20 protein-coding genes are annotated in these 18,339 nt (G+C 49.3%); all 20 read right to left on the reverse strand.

The window, feature by feature from the left end:
- On the reverse strand, positions 1 to 324 hold a 324-nt coding region (locus HW443_RS04095), incomplete at its 3' end, for a DNA translocase FtsK 4TM domain-containing protein (protein ID WP_176237932.1).
- 47 nt (positions 325 to 371) lie between these two features.
- Positions 372 to 2,036 carry a ribonuclease J gene (locus HW443_RS04100; RefSeq protein ID WP_176231066.1) on the reverse strand — a complete coding sequence of 555 codons (1,665 nt, stop codon included), beginning with the start codon at positions 2,034 to 2,036 and terminating at the stop codon, positions 372 to 374.
- 248 nt (positions 2,037 to 2,284) lie between these two features.
- On the reverse strand, positions 2,285 to 3,166 hold the full coding sequence (gene dapA / locus HW443_RS04105; protein ID WP_176231067.1) for a 4-hydroxy-tetrahydrodipicolinate synthase: 882 nt from the start codon (positions 3,164 to 3,166) through the stop codon (positions 2,285 to 2,287).
- A gap of 36 nt (positions 3,167 to 3,202) precedes the next feature.
- Positions 3,203 to 4,000, reverse strand: coding sequence for a 4-hydroxy-tetrahydrodipicolinate reductase (gene dapB, locus HW443_RS04110; RefSeq protein WP_176231068.1), 798 nt, complete (start codon positions 3,998 to 4,000; stop codon positions 3,203 to 3,205).
- Positions 4,001 to 4,234: 234 nt separating this feature from the next.
- Positions 4,235 to 5,506, reverse strand: coding sequence for a M16 family metallopeptidase (locus HW443_RS04115; RefSeq protein ID WP_176231069.1), 1,272 nt, complete (start codon positions 5,504 to 5,506; stop codon positions 4,235 to 4,237).
- A 1-nt stretch (position 5,507) separates the two neighbouring features.
- Positions 5,508 to 7,604 (reverse strand): polyribonucleotide nucleotidyltransferase, encoded by a 2,097-nt coding sequence (locus tag HW443_RS04120; RefSeq protein ID WP_407079818.1) that lies wholly within the window; start codon positions 7,602 to 7,604, stop codon positions 5,508 to 5,510.
- 144 nt (positions 7,605 to 7,748) lie between these two features.
- Positions 7,749 to 8,018: a 30S ribosomal protein S15 gene (rpsO, locus tag HW443_RS04125; RefSeq protein ID WP_176231071.1), complete on the reverse strand. Its 270-nt coding sequence runs from the start codon at positions 8,016 to 8,018 to the stop codon at positions 7,749 to 7,751.
- Positions 8,019 to 8,096: 78 nt separating this feature from the next.
- On the reverse strand, positions 8,097 to 8,990 hold the full coding sequence (locus tag HW443_RS04130; protein WP_176231072.1) for a bifunctional riboflavin kinase/FAD synthetase: 894 nt from the start codon (positions 8,988 to 8,990) through the stop codon (positions 8,097 to 8,099).
- 121 nt (positions 8,991 to 9,111) lie between these two features.
- On the reverse strand, positions 9,112 to 10,056 hold the full coding sequence (truB, locus tag HW443_RS04135; RefSeq protein WP_176231073.1) for a tRNA pseudouridine(55) synthase TruB: 945 nt from the start codon (positions 10,054 to 10,056) through the stop codon (positions 9,112 to 9,114).
- Positions 10,043 to 11,035, reverse strand: coding sequence for a DHH family phosphoesterase (locus HW443_RS04140; RefSeq protein ID WP_176231074.1), 993 nt, complete (start codon positions 11,033 to 11,035; stop codon positions 10,043 to 10,045). The genes truB and HW443_RS04140 overlap by 14 nt, the downstream gene beginning before the upstream one ends.
- Positions 11,035 to 11,388: a 30S ribosome-binding factor RbfA gene (gene rbfA, locus HW443_RS04145; RefSeq protein WP_176231075.1), complete on the reverse strand. Its 354-nt coding sequence runs from the start codon at positions 11,386 to 11,388 to the stop codon at positions 11,035 to 11,037. The genes HW443_RS04140 and rbfA overlap by 1 nt, the downstream gene beginning before the upstream one ends.
- 20 nt (positions 11,389 to 11,408) lie before the next feature.
- Positions 11,409 to 11,696: a DUF503 domain-containing protein gene (locus HW443_RS04150; protein WP_176226198.1), complete on the reverse strand. Its 288-nt coding sequence runs from the start codon at positions 11,694 to 11,696 to the stop codon at positions 11,409 to 11,411.
- An 8-nt stretch (positions 11,697 to 11,704) separates the two neighbouring features.
- Positions 11,705 to 13,690, reverse strand: a complete 1,986-nt coding sequence (infB, locus tag HW443_RS04155) for a translation initiation factor IF-2 (protein WP_176237934.1) — start codon at positions 13,688 to 13,690, stop codon at positions 11,705 to 11,707.
- Positions 13,691 to 13,820: 130 nt separating this feature from the next.
- On the reverse strand, positions 13,821 to 14,126 hold the full coding sequence (rnpM, locus tag HW443_RS04160) for an RNase P modulator RnpM (RefSeq protein ID WP_176230237.1): 306 nt from the start codon (positions 14,124 to 14,126) through the stop codon (positions 13,821 to 13,823).
- Positions 14,127 to 14,227: 101 nt separating this feature from the next.
- Positions 14,228 to 14,785 (reverse strand): transcription termination factor NusA, encoded by a 558-nt coding sequence (nusA, locus tag HW443_RS13620; protein ID WP_308751056.1) that lies wholly within the window; start codon positions 14,783 to 14,785, stop codon positions 14,228 to 14,230.
- A gap of 37 nt (positions 14,786 to 14,822) precedes the next feature.
- Positions 14,823 to 15,245: a NusA N-terminal domain-containing protein gene (locus tag HW443_RS13625; RefSeq protein ID WP_308751057.1), complete on the reverse strand. Its 423-nt coding sequence runs from the start codon at positions 15,243 to 15,245 to the stop codon at positions 14,823 to 14,825.
- Between the two features lie 14 nt (positions 15,246 to 15,259).
- Entirely contained in the window at positions 15,260 to 15,721 is a 462-nt protein-coding gene (locus HW443_RS04170; protein ID WP_176235989.1) for a ribosome maturation factor RimP, read from the reverse strand.
- 80 nt (positions 15,722 to 15,801) lie between these two features.
- Positions 15,802 to 16,314, reverse strand: a complete 513-nt coding sequence (locus HW443_RS04175; protein WP_176235988.1) for a reverse transcriptase domain-containing protein — start codon at positions 16,312 to 16,314, stop codon at positions 15,802 to 15,804.
- 180 nt (positions 16,315 to 16,494) lie between these two features.
- Positions 16,495 to 17,997 (reverse strand): TIGR02710 family CRISPR-associated CARF protein, encoded by a 1,503-nt coding sequence (locus tag HW443_RS04180; protein WP_176235987.1) that lies wholly within the window; start codon positions 17,995 to 17,997, stop codon positions 16,495 to 16,497.
- 158 nt (positions 17,998 to 18,155) lie between these two features.
- Positions 18,156 to 18,339, reverse strand: a 184-nt coding sequence (locus HW443_RS12985) for a hypothetical protein (protein ID WP_219853576.1), incomplete at its 5' end; no start/stop codon positions are given.

The raw sequence follows: 18,339 nt of genomic DNA on the forward strand, positions 1-18,339 counted from the left end.
CGCTAAACCTGAGATCAAGCTATTAAAATTGTATCGCCGGGTATGAGCAAAAAAGGATAAAGCCCATACCAAAAGAAGGACAGGTACAAAGTAAGCCCCTCTGCCAAAACTTATGGTCAGGCCTTCATCGATCCACTTTCCCAACACGCCGGCCCGTTCGGAAAAGAGACTTACTGTTGCAAGTAAGGCCAGGAAGAAAAGGAAAATGCCGTAGAACTCGCCCGGTTCCTTCAGAAAAGAACGGCTCTTTGCTGGCGGCCTTCCTCGGGAAGGATTGGCCTTTGTCCGGCGCGCAGTTTTCCTATATTTGGTAGTTCTGCTCATAAATGAAACCCTCCAGCAGGAGAAGCGAAAATGGGCCTGGAACAGATTTAGACCTCCATGATAACCGGAATTATCATGGGCCTTTTCATGGTTTTGGCAAACAGAAACTTGCTCAAGCTGTCCTTGACATGGGATTTGAGAAGCATCCAGTCAGTGATGGCTTCCCTTTCGCAAATGAGAAGGGCCTCTTCCGCTTTACGTTTGGCCTCTTCCAGTATTTGGGCGGAATCCGGAATACCTACAAATCCCCGGGAGATAATATCTGGGCCGGTTAAAAGTTTCCCGGTGCTCCCGTCCACAGTCGCCACTACTATGATCATGCCGTGCTGTGACAACCGCTGTCGATCCCGGATGACCACATCTCCCACATCCCCCACACCCAGTCCATCTACAAAGATGGCGCCCGAATCTATCCTTCCCACTATGGCTGCCTTATCCTGAGAAAATTCTATGATATCTCCATTCCCGGCAATGAGAATTTTATCTTTTTCTACTCCCGTATCCGCGGCTAACATGGCATGATGGATAAGGTGCCTATATTCTCCATGAATGGGGATAAAGTATTTTGGCCTGACCAGGTTGATCATCAATTTTAATTCTTCCCGAGCCCCATGTCCGGACACATGGACTTCAGCGATAGATTCATAGTATACCTCTGCTCCGCCTCTAAAAAGTTGGTCAATGGTCTTGGATACTGATTTTTCGTTACCGGGCACGGGTGTGGCAGAAATGATGACCGTGTCTCCCCTTCTCAGATTAACCTTCTTGTGATCATGGGAGGCTATTCTGGCTAAAGCCGAAAGAGGCTCCCCCTGACTTCCGGTAGACAGAATAAGAATTTGGTCTTCCGGGTAGTCGTCGATTTTCTCCACTGGAACCAGGAGCTTCTCCGGAATCCGCAGATAGCCCAGTTCCGAAGCGATGCTTATATTCCTGATCATACTCAGTCCGGTAATGGCCACCCTTCTACCGTTGCCATGAGCCACCTCCATAATCTGCTGAATTCTATGGATGTGAGAAGCAAAGGAGGCGGCAATGACCCTCCTCCTGGCCTGTGCTACTATCTGGTTAAGAACTGTCCCCACGGACCGTTCAGTCCTGGTAAAACCCTCATCCTCAGAGTTAGTGCTGTCCGATAGCAGGGCCAGTACCCCCCTATCTCCAACAGATGCAAATTTGGAGAAGTCGGTAGTGACCCCATCCACAGGAGTCTGGTCGAACTTGAAATCTCCAGAGTGGACTATAACTCCTACCGGGGTATGAATAGCCAGTGCTACCCCATCCGGGATACTATGACAGACCCGCATAAATTCTAATTTGAAAGGTCCGATCTCCAGGTCGAAGCGGGGGTCTATCTCGTTAAGTTCCAGCTCGTCTAAAGGAAGATATTCGGCCAGCTTACCTTTGGCCAGGCCGATGGTCAACCTGGTCCCGTAAAGAGGAACGTTAAGGTCCCGAAGCAGAAAAGGCAGACAGCCCACGTGGTCTTCATGCCCATGGGTGAGAATTATAGCTCTGAGCTTATCCCTGTTCTCCCTCAGGTAGGAGTAATCCGGCAGAACCAGATCCACCCCTGGCAACTGTTCTTCTGGAAACTTGAGGCCGGCGTCGATCACAATGATGTCATTGCCGTACTCAATAACCGTCATGTTCTTTCCGATTTCTCCTAAACCGCCCAGAGGTATTATCTTTAAGCTTTCATTGCTTATCATTACTACCCGTCCCAAATTCGGTCAACCAAACTTTGGCCGAAAGCACAGGGCCAAAAAGGGGCTGCATCCGGTCCATTTTATTTCTAAAGAGGCTGTCTAAAAACTCCAATTTCAAAAACTCATCTCCCACTTCGCCCCTAAAAAGGAGCTAATTTCGCATAAAACTTCCCACATTGACCTCAAAATCAGATCTCATGTAGGAGTAATTCCCCACCTTGGGCAAAATGCCCTTAGTTTTTGGACACCCTCTAAACCAGGGCCAGTTCCGCCAGAGTTTGTCTCAAAACTTCTTTCTCTTTCTCCGTCGCCTCCACCAGAGGGGGTCTGGGTGGGCCCACATCCAGACCGGCCATCTTCATAGCTGCCTTGACTGGTATGGGGTTGGTGGTCAGAAAGAGATTGTTAAAGATAGACATCAGCCTGAAATGAATATCTCTGGCTTTGAGAAGATCATTATCAGCAAAAGCCTGGATCATCTCCTTGATTTCCTTTCCCACCAGAGGAGAAGCCACACTGACTACCCCTACGCCGCCCAGAGCCAGAATGGGAAGGGTGTCAATGTCATTTCCGCTGTAAACCAGGAAATCCTCCGGTGTCTCTTTGACTATCCGTCCAATCTGGTTGAAATCAGAACTGGCCTCCTTGATAGCCACGATATTTGGTACCTCGGCCAGTCTGATCACGGTGTCCGCATCGATGTTCCGGGCAGTCCGGGAGGGCACATTGTAAAGAATGATGGGAAGAGAGGTCTCCTCGGCTACAGCTTTGAAATGCTGGTAAAGTCCTTGTTGGGGTGGTTTGTTGTAATAGGGTGTGACCAGCATGATCCCATCCACTCCCGTCTTTTCGGCTTCTTTGGACAGGGCAATGCTATCTCGGGTGGAATTGGATCCGGTGCCGGCTATAACCACCAGCTTATCCCCTGCCTCTTCCTTAACTACTTGAAACAATTCTAGCTTTTCCTCTTTGCTTAAAGTGGGCGACTCGCCAGTAGTGCCAGCGACCACAACTCCGTCTGAGTCATTTTCTATCAGCCATCTAACCAGTTTTCTGGTGGTTTTCCAATCTACTTCTAAATTCTGGTCAAAGGGGGTAACCATAGCCGTTATCAATCTGCCCCAATCTTTCATTTGTCTCTCCTTCCCTCTCCTGGGTCTAAATCTTCCCTATCCTATATCTAAAAGCTTGTCCAGACCATAGGTAAATCCCCGCCGGTTCTGAATGGATCTGACGGCCCTAAAAAGGCCAGGCAGGTAACATCCTCTGTCTGTGGAGTCATGTCTGATAATCAAAGTCTGCCCTTTGGTTCCAAAGATCACTTCCTGATGTGCCACCAGGCCCGGCAGTCGGATACTGTGGATATGAACATTGTGGTATAAGCCACCCCGGGAGCAGGTGACCTTTTCCACTTCATGTTGAGCGGTCCTCCCCTCCCTTTCCCTGATCCCTTGCAGAAGTTCCGCCGTGTGCAGGGCTGTCCCGGAGGGAGAATCAGCCTTCTGATCATGATGCAGCTCGATGATCTCGCAGTCCTCAAAATATCTGGAGGCCAGTTGGCTCAATTTCATCATGAGAACTGCACCTATGGCCATGTTGGGGGCAATGAAAATATTGCTCTGGGAGGACAGGCTAAGCTCCTGGTATCTTCTTAGTTGATCCTGGCTGAGGCCGGTAGTTCCAACAATCACATGAACTCCTCTCTCCACTGCCCAGGCCACGCTCTTGTCCACAGCAGAATGATGACTGAAATCTATCAGGACTTGAGGAGTCATATTAATAAGCTTATCCAGGCTGTCCACTATTTCCACCCCCGTTAGCCCGAATCCGACCAACTCTCCTATGTCCCGACCTACCTCTTGGAGGCTAACCGCCCCTACCAATTCCATGTCTTTCTCATCCAGAATCCCCCGACATATGGTTCGGCCCATTTTGCCACTTGCACCAACTACTACAATCTTTATCATCCCACCACCTCCTGCCAGATTTACAGTAATCGGCCAGAAAGCCCCCGGTTTTAACCGTGGGGATGAATGGCCTCTTGCTTTTCAGTTTCTAATGTACTATAATACTACTTTGAGATTGGGGCCACAATCTCTCGGTATCCAACCCGTAGAAGCCCCGGCCTTCAGGCCTGGGGAGTGGTCACAAGCTTCTAAGGGGTAGCTCATGGACTGACGGAACCTGTGAGGCCAGAAGTATCATTGAAAGGGACCCAGGCTTGCTGAATCCTGCCAGGGCCCTATTACGGTCAGGACTGTCTCTTTCCGACCGAAGGTTTCCTCAAAGACAGACTGCATATCTTCCCTGGTTACCCCATCAATTTTTAGGAGAACTTCGTTTAGACTGAGAATCTCATCTCTGTCCAGGAGGGACTTACCAATTCTGGCCATCCGGGAACTGGTCTCCTCCAGACCCAGGACCACATTCCCCTTAATATGCTCCTTGGAACGAATTACCTCTTCCCTTCTGAACCCTCTGTGTCTGATCTTTTTGGTCTCTTCGTCGATCAAAGCCAGAACCTTTTCCACGTTCTCCGGCCTGGTACCGGCATAGATGTAAACGGCGCCTGTCTCTGCAAAGAGGGTGTAAATAGAGGAAATGGAGTATACCAGCCCCCTTTTTTCTCTGATTTCCTGAAACAGCCGGGAACTCATACTACCACCCAATATGTTAGCCATAACACCCAGGGCATACCTCTTCGGGCTGAACTTGGAAAAACAAGCCGTCCCATAACATAGGTTGACCTGCTCTGTCTCTTTGTAAACCACCTTTTGGGCTTCTTTAATCTGAGGTTCTACAGCAGTCCGCTTTCGGTCAGAACCTGCGGGGAGATGAAAGTATTTTTCCACTGCTTCTACCAGTTGAGTATGTTTCACGTTTCCGGCAGCGGCGAAAACCATATGGCCAGGAATGAACATAGTCTTGTAATATTCCAGAACGTCCTCTCGGCCTATTCCCTCCACCGAATCAATAGTCCCCACCACCGGGCTGCCCAGAGGATGTCCGTCGAACAGAGTCCCCACAAACAAGTCGTGGACCTGTTCTGCAGGAGTATCTTCGTGCATTTTGATTTCTTCTCTGATGACGTTCTTTTCTGACAGGATGTCCCGTTTGGAGAACCTGGAGTTAAGGATCATATCAAACAGGATCTCTGTGGCACGGTCAAGATAGTCATCCAGAAAATTGATGTAAAAGCAGCAATTTTCTTTTCCGGTGAAGGCATTGACTTCGGCTCCAAAAGAGTCGAATTCGTAGGCTATCCTTTTGGCTGACCTGGTCTTGGTCCCTTTGAAGACCAGATGCTCGATAAAGTGGGTGATACCTTTCTTGTCTTTCTCATCTCGGGAGCCAGCCTCAACCCAGAGTCCAGCAGAAACTGATCTGACATAGGGGATATATTCACTAATTATGCGCAAACCGTTAGGGAGTTCGGTGTAGTCGAACTTTTGAATCAGATTGTGTCTAATCACTTCATATGCTAACCTTTTCTTCCGGCGGATTTATCTGTAGAGCAGCCAGGCTAATTCTATTCCTGGGATCAATATCTATGACCTTAACCAGTATTTTGTCTCCCACCCGCACTACGTCTTCTACCCTCTCGACCCGTTCTTTGGAGAGTCGGGAGATATGCACCAGACCGTCCCGCCCCGGCTGCAGCTCTACAAAAGCCCCGAAGGGGGTTACATTGACCACCGTCCCCAGAAAGGTCTGACCAACCTCTATCTCCCTGGTTAGATTTTCTATTTTTCTTCTGGCCTTTTCGGCGGATACTCTATCAGGCGAAGTGATGAACACTCGCCCATCGTCCTCAATATCGATCTTGACCCCGGTCTCTTCTATGATCTTTTTGATCACCTTCCCTCCTGGTCCAATGACCTCTCCTATTTTATCCTGGGGAATGGTCATGATTATGATCCTCGGCGCATAAGGAGAAAGTTCATCCCGGGATTTGGAGATAGTCTGGAGCATTTTGTCCAGGATGTAGAGTCTCCCCTGTCTGGCTCGCTCCAGGGCCTTTTTCAGGATCTCCAGAGTCACACCGCTGATTTTGATATCCATTTGAAGGGCCGTAATCCCCTTTGCTGTTCCCGCTACCTTGAAATCCATGTCACCACAAGCATCCTCTATACCCTGAATGTCGGAGAGGACGGCCACTTTCTCTTCCTCCTTGACCAGGCCCATGGCAATGCCTGCCACAGGCGCCTTAATCCTCACTCCAGCATCCATGAGGGCCAGGGTACTGGCACAGACACTGGCCATAGAAGTTGACCCATTGGATTCCAGGACTTCAGAGACCAGGCGAAGGGTATAGGGAAATTCATCCTCCAGGGGAATCACCGGCAAGAGGGCTTTTTCGGCCAGAGCGCCGTGACCGATTTCCCTTCTCCTGGGCCCGCGCAGAAATCCCACTTCACCCACGGAGAAAGGTGGAAAGTTATACTGGTGCAGAAATCTCTTGGATTCTTCAATACCCAGTCCATCCAACATTTGTTCTTCTCCGGTGGCTCCCAGAGTCAATACGGTCAGAACCTGGGTCTGTCCTCGGGTGAAAAGGCCCGAACCATGAGTCCGGGGGAAAAGTCCTACTTCGCAGGATATCTCCCTAATCTCCTCCGGCTTGCGACCATCAACCCTGATTCCTTCCTCCACTAACATCTTCCTTACCAGCTTCCTTTCCAGTTGGTGCAGAGCTTCTTTGAGCTGCTTCGGATTCCATACCCCCTCCCTATTCAGCTCCTCGGTAATCTTCTCTTTGAGTTCATCCAGAGCTTCTTCCCGCTGGATTTTCTCTCGGATCCTTAGAGCTTTTTCCATCTCCAGGCTAGCCAGCTCTTTCACCATGTCCAGTAGCCCCTTCTCCACCTGAAAAAGCTCCACTACTCTCTTCGGCTTTCCTGCCTTCTCTCTGAGCAATTCCTGAATTTCGATCATCTTCCTGATGGGTTCCTGGGCCATCTCCAGAGATTTGAGAGTATCTTCTTCGCTGATCTCTTTGGCTCCAGCTTCCACCATCACCATAGCTTCTCTGGTCCCAGCCACCACCATATCCAGTTCGCTCTGCATAATTTCCTGAAAAGTGGGGTTGATCAGCCACTCATCGCCTCTTTTGCCGATCCTCACAGCTCCTATTGGTCCCCCGAAGGGTATGTCAGAAATAGTCAATGCGGCAGAAGCTCCTATGATGGCCAGAACGTCGTGAGGATTCGCCTGATCCACCGATAAGGTTGTAGCAATTACCTGCACTTCGTTTCTGAAACCTTGGAGAAACAGGGGACGAAGGGGTCTATCAATTAACCTGGCCGTTAGAATGGATTCTTCACTGGGTCTTCCCTCCCTCTTGAAAAAACCGCCGGGAATCTTTCCCGCTGCATACATCCTTTCTTCCAGGTCAACAGTAAGAGGGAAAAAGTCCAGCTCTTCCTTCACTTCCCTGGCAGACACCGCGGTTACCAGGACATTAGTTCCATTGCAGCTAACCAAAACAGATCCGTCAGCCTGCCTGCCCAGCTTGCCTGTTTCCAGGTATATTGTTTTTCCAGCAATTTCTACGCTTAATCTTTCCACCAAAACGACATCCTCCCTGTTTTCTCCATGTTGTTTAAATAACCCTACAACGTCATTTACCTGAATACCTACAATATGTTGTGGTTCAACTAAAGAAATTGCCCTACATATTGAACCAAGATTCTTAAGTATCGCTGTAGGGATAAGCTATTTTCTCAGTCCAAGCTTGCTGATTATGGTTCTGTATCTGCCCATATCTTTGTTTCTCAAATAATCGAGAAGCCTCTTTCTCTGGCCGACCATTTTTAAAAGCCCACGTCGGGAATGATGATCCTTGCGGTGAAGCTTCAGGTGATCAGTCAACTGGTTGATGCGATGAGTGAGCAGGGCTATTTGCACTTCTGGTGAGCCTGTATCTCCTTCATGAATCTTATATTCACCTATTATTGAGCTCTTTTTTTCCTTTAATAGCGGCACCCCGTTATCACCTCCGTCCGCATAATCCTTTTACTAAGAAAGGTTTGCTCAAGACCACATCCTGGTAAAGGTACAGTTTCATATACTAGCACATTTCAGTATATCCAGGATAGTCCTTCTATCTTTTTCTAACTGCTCCCTCAGCTTTTCTGTATTTTCAAACTTCATCTCATTTCTTATCCTCCTAAGGAACAGAATTTCCGCCTGCCGTCCATAGAGATTTTCTCTCTGCTCTGGAAGATCCAAAAGATGGGCTTCGATCATCCGCTCTGTCTCATCAAAAGTAGGCTTGGCGCCTACATAGATCATGGCCTTCTGGCGGTGGGAATCATATCGAGCGTACCCAGCGTAGACTCCGTTCTTGGGAAGCTGCTGTTCTTTAAGGTTACGCAGGTTAATGGTGGGAAAGCCCAGATTTTTCCCTCTCTTTGATCCTGGCTCAACTATTCCCCTTGCTGATGGTAGTCGACCAAGGAAGAGAGCTGCTCTTTCTACATCTCCCTCCTGGAGGAACTTTCTGATGTTGGAGCTGCTAACCTCCATTCCTCCTATTCTGAGTTTGGAAACTATATGAATATCCACTCCCCGGTGCTGGAAAAAATGGCGCAATAACTCCTGGTCTCCCCGGGTATCTTTCCCAAATCTAAAATCATCTCCCACCACTATTGCTCTAGCCTTCACCTTCTCCTGGAGGATGTCCCGACAGAACTTCTCAGCGGGCATGTTAGCAAAATCCGGGTCAAAGTTGATAAAGGTGATGATATCAACTCCCGCGGCCGAAAGGAGCTCTATTTTGTGCTCGAAGGTAGTCAGAAGTAGCACTTCATTATTTTCTCGGACCAGACTCTTGGGATGGATGTCGAAGGTGACAACCAGGGAAGGAAGTCCCAAAAGACGTGCTACATCCCTGCTCCTGTCAATAACCGTGCGGTGGCCCAGATGAACGCCATCAAAGAAGCCAATGGTGGCCACCCTCCCCTGTCTCAGATCTATATTTTTTTGCAATAAGGGCAGGGGCAAGACTGCGGTAATATAGCATCACCTCCTGCCGGGAACCAGGGACATATTCCCCTTTCTCAAAAATTTGGGCTACCTATAACATTATATATGGCCTGGCCAGAATTATATCACCTCTCCTGCCTTGTTCCCCTTCCATATCTTGCTCAGCCCGGTAGATAGCAACAATTTCTCCCTTTCCATCTTCTACCCTGAAGTGCTCCCCTCGACCTATGCTCTGGTCTTGAAAGTAGTCCATGGCACCTGTCAGTGGAGCGCCATTTCTGATCCTGTTGTCCGAACCACCCCGCACCACTACAGCTTTCAAGTCTTTGAGAAACTCACCGGGCGGCATGACCATATTTCCAAGGGAACCTTCATGGTAGGCCTGGTGGATCTCCGGTAAAGAGTGAGCCATAGAAAGATCAAAATTTCCCGAAGCCAGTCTCCTGAGCTCCTTAAGAGTAGCTCCACAGCCCAGCTCTTCTCCTATATCTCGGGCCAAAGAACGGATATAGGTACCTTTGGAGCACCTCACCTTTATGACCAGCTCTCTGCCATCCAGGATGTCCACCAGTTCCAGGCTGTGGATGCGAAGTTTACGGAGAGGTGGGCTGATTTTCTTCCCCTCTCGGGCGTATTGGTAGAGCTTCTTGCCCCCTCTCTTGATGGCCGAGTAGAGGGGGGGGATTTGCTCGATATCCCCGGTAAAGCTCTCCACCACCTTTTTTGCTTCCCGCGGAGAAACTGATACCTCTTTTTCATCCACCCTTCGGCCGCTAATGTCATCCGTATCGGTGCTAACACCCAGCAGGATACGAGCCAGGTATTCCTTATCCTGAGAGGATAAAAAGGAGGATAGTTTGGTGGCTTTCCCGATACATATGGGAAGGACTCCTGTAGCCAGCGGGTCCAGGGTTCCGATAAAGCCGACCTTCTTTTGGGGGGTATATTTCCTTATCTTCAGAACAACATCATGGGAGGTCAAGCCGCCGGGCTTATCTACTATCAGAATGCCATCAGGTAGGTCACTGTGACTCATCTCGCTTTGACTTTAGCTGCCTCTGAATCTCCTGCTGCAGCCTCATCAGACAGGCGGCCATTTCTCCGTGCCATTCAAAACCGGCAGCCATGGGATGTCCACCCCCTCCAAAGGAAAGGGCTATTTTTGATACATCCTGATCTCCTGTGGACCTGAGGCTGACCCTATATCCTTTCTCATATTCTTTAAAGACAGCAGCTACCGTGACTCCCCGGACTGATCTCAGAAAGTCAATCACCCGCTCTGAGGCGGAGAAGGAAAGAGCATGATCCTGCAGGTCTTGAAGCTTAACGTAGCTATGTATTAACCCGGTATCCCTATGGAAGTGAGCTCTTTGAAGAGCTCTGGCGTAGAGATCAAGAACACCGGGAGGTTGATTTTCATAAACGTTTCTGAAAACGTAATTGGGATTGACACCCAGGCCGATAAGGTGGGAAGCCATGTGGTGAGACCTTTGAGTGGTATTAGCATATTGGAATCTGCCGGTGTCAAAGACAAGGCCGGTATAAAGGCAGAGGGCCATATCGTAATCAATTTCTACCTTCTCCCAAAAAAGATAAAAAAGCATCTCAGTAGTGGAAGAGGCCCCGGGATCAACCATATTGAGGTGGCCGAACTGGCTGTTATGGTGGTGGTGATCAACATTGATGATATATTCAAACTCTTCCATCTCCTGAGTACATGGGGCTATTCGAGCCAGATCGGAGCTGTCCAGGACAATGAGAACTCTTGCCCTGACTTCCGGTAATACCCTTTCTGTCAGCACCTGGGCCTGGGGAAGAAATTGATATTGATAGGGAACAGTAGAGTCAATGTGTACCTGGACTTTCTTACCCAGATTTTTGAGGAGCTTGTAGGTAGCCAGAGAGGATCCTATGCCATCTCCGTCCGGAAAAACATGAGTTACGACTTGAAACCGATCCTCCTCTTTCAATATCTTCAGAACCTCTTCCCCAATTTCGGTTAGACTCTGATTCATTATTCTCTGTCGATCTCCTTTAAGAGACTGGCTATCCTCAGGCCTTTGTCGATAGAGCGATCCAGGTTAAACTCGAGAGCCGGCGAGCACTTAAGCTTTAACCTCTGGTCCAGCTCTCCTCGAAGGAAGCCAAGGGCGCTTTTCAAGCCGGCCATAGTCTTCTCCTTTTCTTCATCATCTCCCATAATGGTGATGAAGATAACGGCCCTTCTCAGGTCAGGAGAAAGGTCCACATCAGTTATAGTAACAAAACCAATGCGGGGATCTTTTATTTTCTGATGAAGCAACTGGCTGAGTTCCTCTTTGATGGTTTCCTCTAATCTTTGCACTCTTATACTCTTGACCCTGACCATTTTTATCCCTCCATGCAGTTTCACAGAGAGAAGAAATTAACTTCAAATTTGAGCAAGACCACATCATCTTTAGAGAGGATCTTGTTCTTGATTCTCTGGATGGACTGATTGGCCGAAGAGCTATCCGGAGATACACAGGCAATACCCAGCCTGGACCGCTGCCATAAATCCTTATAATCCACTTCCGATATGGAGGCACAGCCCTTATTCCCGATGCGATCAATCAGGCTCTTTATGATCATCCTCTTGTCTTTGAGGCTTTTGGAATAGGGCAGCAGTATCTCCACATCAGCTACTACTGCTACCATAGTAGATCTTATCTTGCTTTGGTCTCCCTAGTATAGAACTCCAGAATATCTCCTTTATTTATCTCCTGGAAGTTTTCGATCATGATGCCGCATTCAAAGCCAGCGCTCACAGATCTGACGTCCTCCTTAAACCTCCGCACGGAAGAGACCTTTCCGTCATGGACGATGACACCATCTCTTATTGCTCGGACGTTCTGATTGCGGCGCACCTCGCCCTCCACAACATAACAACCAGCCACTACGCCTACTTTGGGAATACGAAAGATCTCCCTCACTTCGGCAGAACCTTTATCCACCTCTTCATATTCCGGCTCCAGAAGACCTCTCATGGCTGAGGAGATGTCCTCGATGGCCTTGTAGATAACCCGATACAACCTGATATCTACCCCCTCTTGCTCTGCCATCTTCTTTGCTGCGCTACTGGGTCTGACGTTGAAGCCTATGATGATAGCATCCGAAGCAGAGGCCAGCATGACATCGCTCTCGGAAATAGCCCCCACCCCGCTATGGATGATCCGCATCTTTACGCCTTCCTCTTCTGGCTTCTCTAAAGCCTCCCTCAGGGCTTCGATAGATCCGTGAACATCACCTTTAATGATCACTCTTAGCTCGACGATCTTATCTTCCTCTATTCGCCTGGCCAGATCATCCAGGGTCAGGCGTCGGACCGGGCCTGCTATCCTGGCTCTTTGCCTGGCTATTCTCTCAGCAGTGATCTGGTGGGCTGTCTTTTCCTCATCCACCACCAGGAACTCCTCACCAGCGCTGGGGACAGCAGACAGACCCACTACCTCTACCGGTTGGGACGGAGTAGCCTGTTTGACTCTCTTGCCCCGGTCATTAAACAGGGCTCTGGCCCGGCCGTGGACATCTCCGGCAACGATGATGTCCCCCGTCTTCAGAGTTCCCTTTTTGATCAGAACTGTGGCCACCGGACCACGTCCTTTATCCAGCCTGGACTCGATTACCACTCCGTTTCCCCGAGTATGAGGGTTAGCTTTTAACTCCTGCATATCAGCCACCAGCAGGATCATCTCCAGAAGGTCGTCCAGATTGGTCTTATTCTTGGCTGAGATCTCCACAAAGATGGTCTCACCACCCCACTCTTCCGGCACCAGACCCAGCTCAGACAATTCTTTTCTGACCTTTTCTGGGTTGGCGTTGGGAAGATCAATCTTATTAATGGCTACCAGCATAGGGACATTGGCTGCTCTGGCGTGGTTAATTGCTTCCACAGTCTGAGGTTTCACCCCATCATCAGCAGCTACCACTATCACGGCGATATCAGTGACCATGGCTCCTCTGGCTCTCATGGAGGTGAAGGCTTCATGGCCTGGAGTATCGATAAAGGTTATTTTCCTGTCCCGATAGCTTATCTGATAGGCTCCTATATGTTGAGTGATTCCCCCGGCCTCCGTTTTCACTACATCGGTATGTCTGATAGCATCCAGTAAGGTAGTCTTGCCGTGATCCACATGGCCCATGACAGTAACTACAGGAGGGCGACTTTCCAGAAGTTCCGGAGTACCCCCCTCACCTTCTTCCAGCAGGGACTCTTCCACCGTTTTTACTTCCACTTCCAGACCTAACTCTTCAGCCAGGAGGGCTAACATTTCTTCGCTCAAAGGAGCATTGATGGCGAGCATTTCTCCGTACCCCAACAAAATTTTGATGAGGGTAGAGGGAGGCTTTTTGATCAGATCCGCAAATTCCTTGAGGCTGATTCCGGGTGACACCTGAACGGGCTTTTTTCTCCCTGTTTCTGCCAGAGTCACCTCAGAGGTTCTGGACTGAGCCTTCTCTTGGGACCTGGGGATAGTAGCTTTCTCCTGTGCTTTTGGTTTCACTTTGCGGCAGATCTCCTCGGCCACTTTGGAATCCAGGCTGGACATGTGGCTGCGAACGGATATCCCCATCTCCTCCAGCAGGGAAATGAGTTTTTGGGAGGTAATATTCAGTTTTTTAGCCAATTCAAAGATCCTTACGTTGTCCATCGGCTCCAAAACTCTAGTTTACTAAGTCCTACCTGATTTAACCTGTCTTTTGCTTCACTCAAGTCGCTACACCGGCCAGACCTACGCCTCCGTGCGTACCCGCTCTAATTTCGCGATTACCAAAGATAAGTTAGATATTGTCTTTTTCCAGAGTGGTCTGGGATATGGCTTCGTAAAGAGCCCTTCTCATTTCCTCCAGTTCTGTCCTGGATACAGGCATCGCCAGAGCTCTGGCCAGGGCCCCTCTACTGATGGCAGCATCAATACATTCTTTAGCCGGACACACATAAGTCCCGCGACCAGACTTCTTGCCTGATGGGTCGTACTCCACAGACCCTACTGTGGTCCTTACCACCCGCAACATCTCCTTCTTATTCTTAACCTCCCGGCAACCAACACAACTCCTTTGAGGCTGCCTTTTTTGTTTGCCGGCCATCGTCTTTATCCCTGAGCTTGCTTTTGATGGGAGGGAATACCACAGTAGTTTGATCCCCCCACAGCTCTGTTCTGACATCTCTGGCCATCTCTTTTTATGGCCTAGCAGTAAGGTCCTCCCTCCTCAGCCAGAGATTTTAGCCTCTCCTCTTCCTCGGCCCTGAACTGGCTCTCGCTCTTAATGTCTATCCTCCAGCCAGTAAGTCTGGCCGCCAGTCTGACATTCTGTCCTTCTTTACCAATAGCCAGAGACAGTTGATCATCGGGGACGATGACCAGAGCCGTACGCTCTTCCTGATGGATAATGACCTTCTTGGCCTTGGCCGGACTCATGGCATTTTTTACAAACTCCGCTGGGTCCTCACTCCAGGCCAGAATATCGATCTTTTCATTATTCAGCTCGCTGACTACCATCCTGACCCGAGAGCCCCTGGGTCCTACACAGGCTCCTACTGGATCTACATCGGGGTCCCGGGAGGCTACCGCCATCTTGGTGCGGTGCCCCGGTTCCCTGGCTATTTCTTTTATTTCTATTATGCCATCATACACCTCTGGAACTTCCAGTTCAAAAAGTCTTTTGACCAGCCCGGGGTGAGTTCGGGAGATGATGACACTGGGTCCCCTGGTCGACCGCCTCACGTCAGCAATATAGCACTTCAATCTGCGGCCATGACCGTAGACTTCTCCTGGAACCTGTTCATTGGGGGGGCAGGAGAGCCTCCACCTTACCCAGATCTACCAGAGTGAATCTCTGGTCGTTCTGCTGTACTATTCCGGTCACCAGATCTCCTACCCGATTATGGTATTCTTCATACATGAGATCGCGCTCTACTTCCAAAATTCTTTGCTTTATGACCTGCTTGGCTGTCTGGGCGGCAATTCGACCAAAGTTCTCCGGAGTCACCTCTACATCCAATTTCTCCTCGCCATCCGTTATTGTTTTGACTACCTTTATCTCTCCGGTCTTGGTGTCAATTTCGATCCTGGAGTCATGGGCAGGCCCGTACTTCTTTTTATAAGCGGACAACAAGGCTGTCTTCAAGGCATCGATCACCAGATCGGTCTTTACTCCCTTTTCTCGCTCTATTTGTTTTAAAGCATCCAGAAACTCTGCTTTCATGACTGGACTCCTTTTTAAATCTCGAGTTGAAGATTAGCTCTCTTTATCTGATCGTATTCAAAGATGAGCTCCTCACCCCGATCCGTAAGGAGGGTAATCTGACCATCACCAACTTCTACCACTCGGCCTGAAACATCCTTAATCTTCCCATCCTGATCTGCTATTATCCTTACTTTCTTACCTGTACTTTTCCTGAAATCCTCCTGACTGCGCAAGGCTCTTTCCGCTCCCGGAGATGAGACTTCCAAAATATAGGATCGGCGAATGAGATCTGCTCGATCCAGAAGGGGATCCAGCTCCTGGCTTACTCGCGCACAGTCCTCCAGGGTAACTCCTCCTTCCCGGTCGATGAAGACAGTCAGGGTTAGGCCCGAGGGGCGGCTATTCAGGCTCAGGTCATAAAGTTCATACCCTATGGCCGCCACCTTTTCCCTGATCAGCTTCTCCAGCTTGTCTCTTATCTCCTGGATGTTCACCGTTAAAGCTTACCATTAAAAGCTTGCTGCAAGTTTTAACAAAAAGAGTGGGCTCTTGCCCACTCTTAAAAGAGTATAACTTAAACAAAACCCATTATAACATAGAGCAATGGGGTGATGCAACGAGTACTGTCAAAGAACCTGGTGATGTCAGCATCCACCACCCACTCTAAACCCTGATCCCGATAATCCAGAATCTCCTCAGCCACCTGCTGAACCGATTTGCCCCGGCGATAGCCAAAGCTCTGCGGAAGGAAGTCCTCTTCAAAAATGGGCTCAAGGACGTTAAGAAAAGCCCTCTGCACCAGACGATCTTCAATGGTAAAGATGCCTAGCTGCCGTGTACCGCCGCTTTCTTTGGGAATCTGCACACCCCTTGCTGGAAGAGGAATGTACCAGTCCCGTAGGAGAAGCTTCTGAATGCGGACCAGGTTCTCCTCGAGATCACGGGCGAACATGCGCAGATTAACCCTGTCCAGGCCAGGACTATCTTTGGCCTCTTTCACCTTCAGCCAGGCCAGACGCAGGTTGTGCGTGCTGGCTATCTTCGGCATAAGGCAAGATTCGCCGGCCTTGCTGATCTGAGATGCCATGGCCACTCCGCAGCAATAGTCTTTGCCCTACCCCCCAAAGCGGGTGCTCTACTTCCTGCATTCTTGCAAAAACTCTACCCATCCGCCCATCCCTCTAACAACCGGTCAACAAGCCGCTCAGAGTTTTCGACTGCCTTTGGGTTTTTTTCAATCCTCTTAGGTATCGGTCTCCTTTCTCACCTAGCGCAGAACTAATCTAGGAAAGGTGTGCTCTGCAATCAGATTCTCCGCCACAAAATCATAGAGATCAGCGAGCCGTCGCAAGAAGCCTAGAGCAAAACGCCGAAAGCGGTTAAAATCTTTCCGGTCTGCCCGATTTGTGGCATGCACCAGAATAAGATGATTGCGAAATTTGACCATATTGCTAAGAGCCTCCAAATCGCTGAAATCCTTTCCCTGCCAAAGAGCATCATTGAGGCAATAGAGGAGAAGATGGCCCTGTACCAGCCCTACAGCTTCAGGAAGCCTGGAAAGGGCTGATCCATAAAGCTGAGTTCCTAGTTCCATGAATTTCTGCTGGCTGTCTTGGGGAACCTTAGACCAGGAGAGCTTGGAAGAGTCGAGACCTTCGGCCACGTTAGCTAAGCGGTGCTGGCCAACAAGCTCGATGGTTCGATAAAGTCGAATAAGAGCATCGTCATACTTGCCCTGATCTGCTCGCCGTAGGGCATTGGCGTAAATATCAGCCAGAAAATGCAAGGAGAGCTCTGAATCCTGAAGGAGCGAGAAGAAGTCCAGTTCCCCGTCTCGGTTGCGGTGACAAGATTCTCGGGCCAAGATGTGCAACGCTCCCAGGTTCTTTTCAAAAATAGGGAAGTCTATGATGTCTACATCGAACTTTGCCAGGCGATTAGCAGCCTTGTCAAGTGGTACAACGGCCTCCGTAAACCTGAAGAGATCCCAGAGGCGATAGCCTTCCGCTAGAAGGCGGTACATCTCTACCTTGCGGCTGGGTATGATGGCTTCACGGCCGGCAAGTTCTTTGTAGAGCTGCTCAAGCATGGAGTGAGCCGCATCGTAGAGCCCGGCATTAAAAAGTTCAAGGGCTCGATCGGAGCGCAAATCTCCCAAAGCAAGAAGGGGGTTGGGAAGAATGACCAGATATTCTGTTCCAGGCTTAGGGGCTCGAATATCTTCAAGATACTCTTCGCTGTCCACGTACAGGAGATCCAGACCGAGAAAGTAGGCGGCCACCGCAGCGGCACTGACCATGGATTTCTTGCCTCCGGTGTTATCTACACCTATTGGACCATTGCATCCTCTGCCCCACTCCTCCCACTTATTGCGGATCTTTTGGTAAATGTCGAGGACTCGGGCTTCCTCCACCAGCTCACGATCGTAGATAACTTCCCCCCTGGCTAAATAGTCTACCCCAGAGATTATGTCGCAAAGAAAGTGCTCACTTTTCTTAGTATAAAGGAAAAAGACCTTCTGGGGATGTACAGCAGAAAGGGTCAAAATAAGGGGTTCTGGAGAAGTCCCTACAGTAAGCATGATGCCATAGTATTTAGACCACAAGGCCTCCCCTGTTTTTGTTTTGATCCTTTTCTGGACCAGAGGAAAAATTTGGCTTTTGTAGAGCTCTCCTGCTTCTTGGAAACGACCGCTCCGGCGAAGGGCAACCCACTTGTCCACGTGGGCCTCCAGGCCGTCCATATCTGTTACCTCTTTAGTCTCACCCATTTTCCCACACCTCTCTTTCGTGAGGAATAAGGCTCCGCTGGGGCATAGGAGTCATTTCTCTTCTACCACCCTTACTTCATCCAGGGAAAGCCTTCTTTCACAGTCTGAGTAGATTTGTTATAGCGATATTCACCATCCTTGCAAAAACTTTCAAATAATTAACGCCGCCATCGAGAAGGAGGACCTAAAACAATTAAATAAAAAGCAAAAAATAAAACAGCAAGTATAACCACAATACCAAAAGATGATGTAAGAGGTAGCCCGGCTTCGTAGCCAAGGAATATAAGGAGGCTGTCTAAAAACTCCAATTTCAAAAACTCATCTCCCACTTCGCCCCTAAAA

Source organism: Candidatus Hakubella thermalkaliphila, assembly GCF_013281975.1.
GTDB classification, from domain to species: domain Bacteria; phylum Actinomycetota; class Humimicrobiia; order Hakubellales; family Hakubellaceae; genus Hakubella; species Hakubella thermalkaliphila.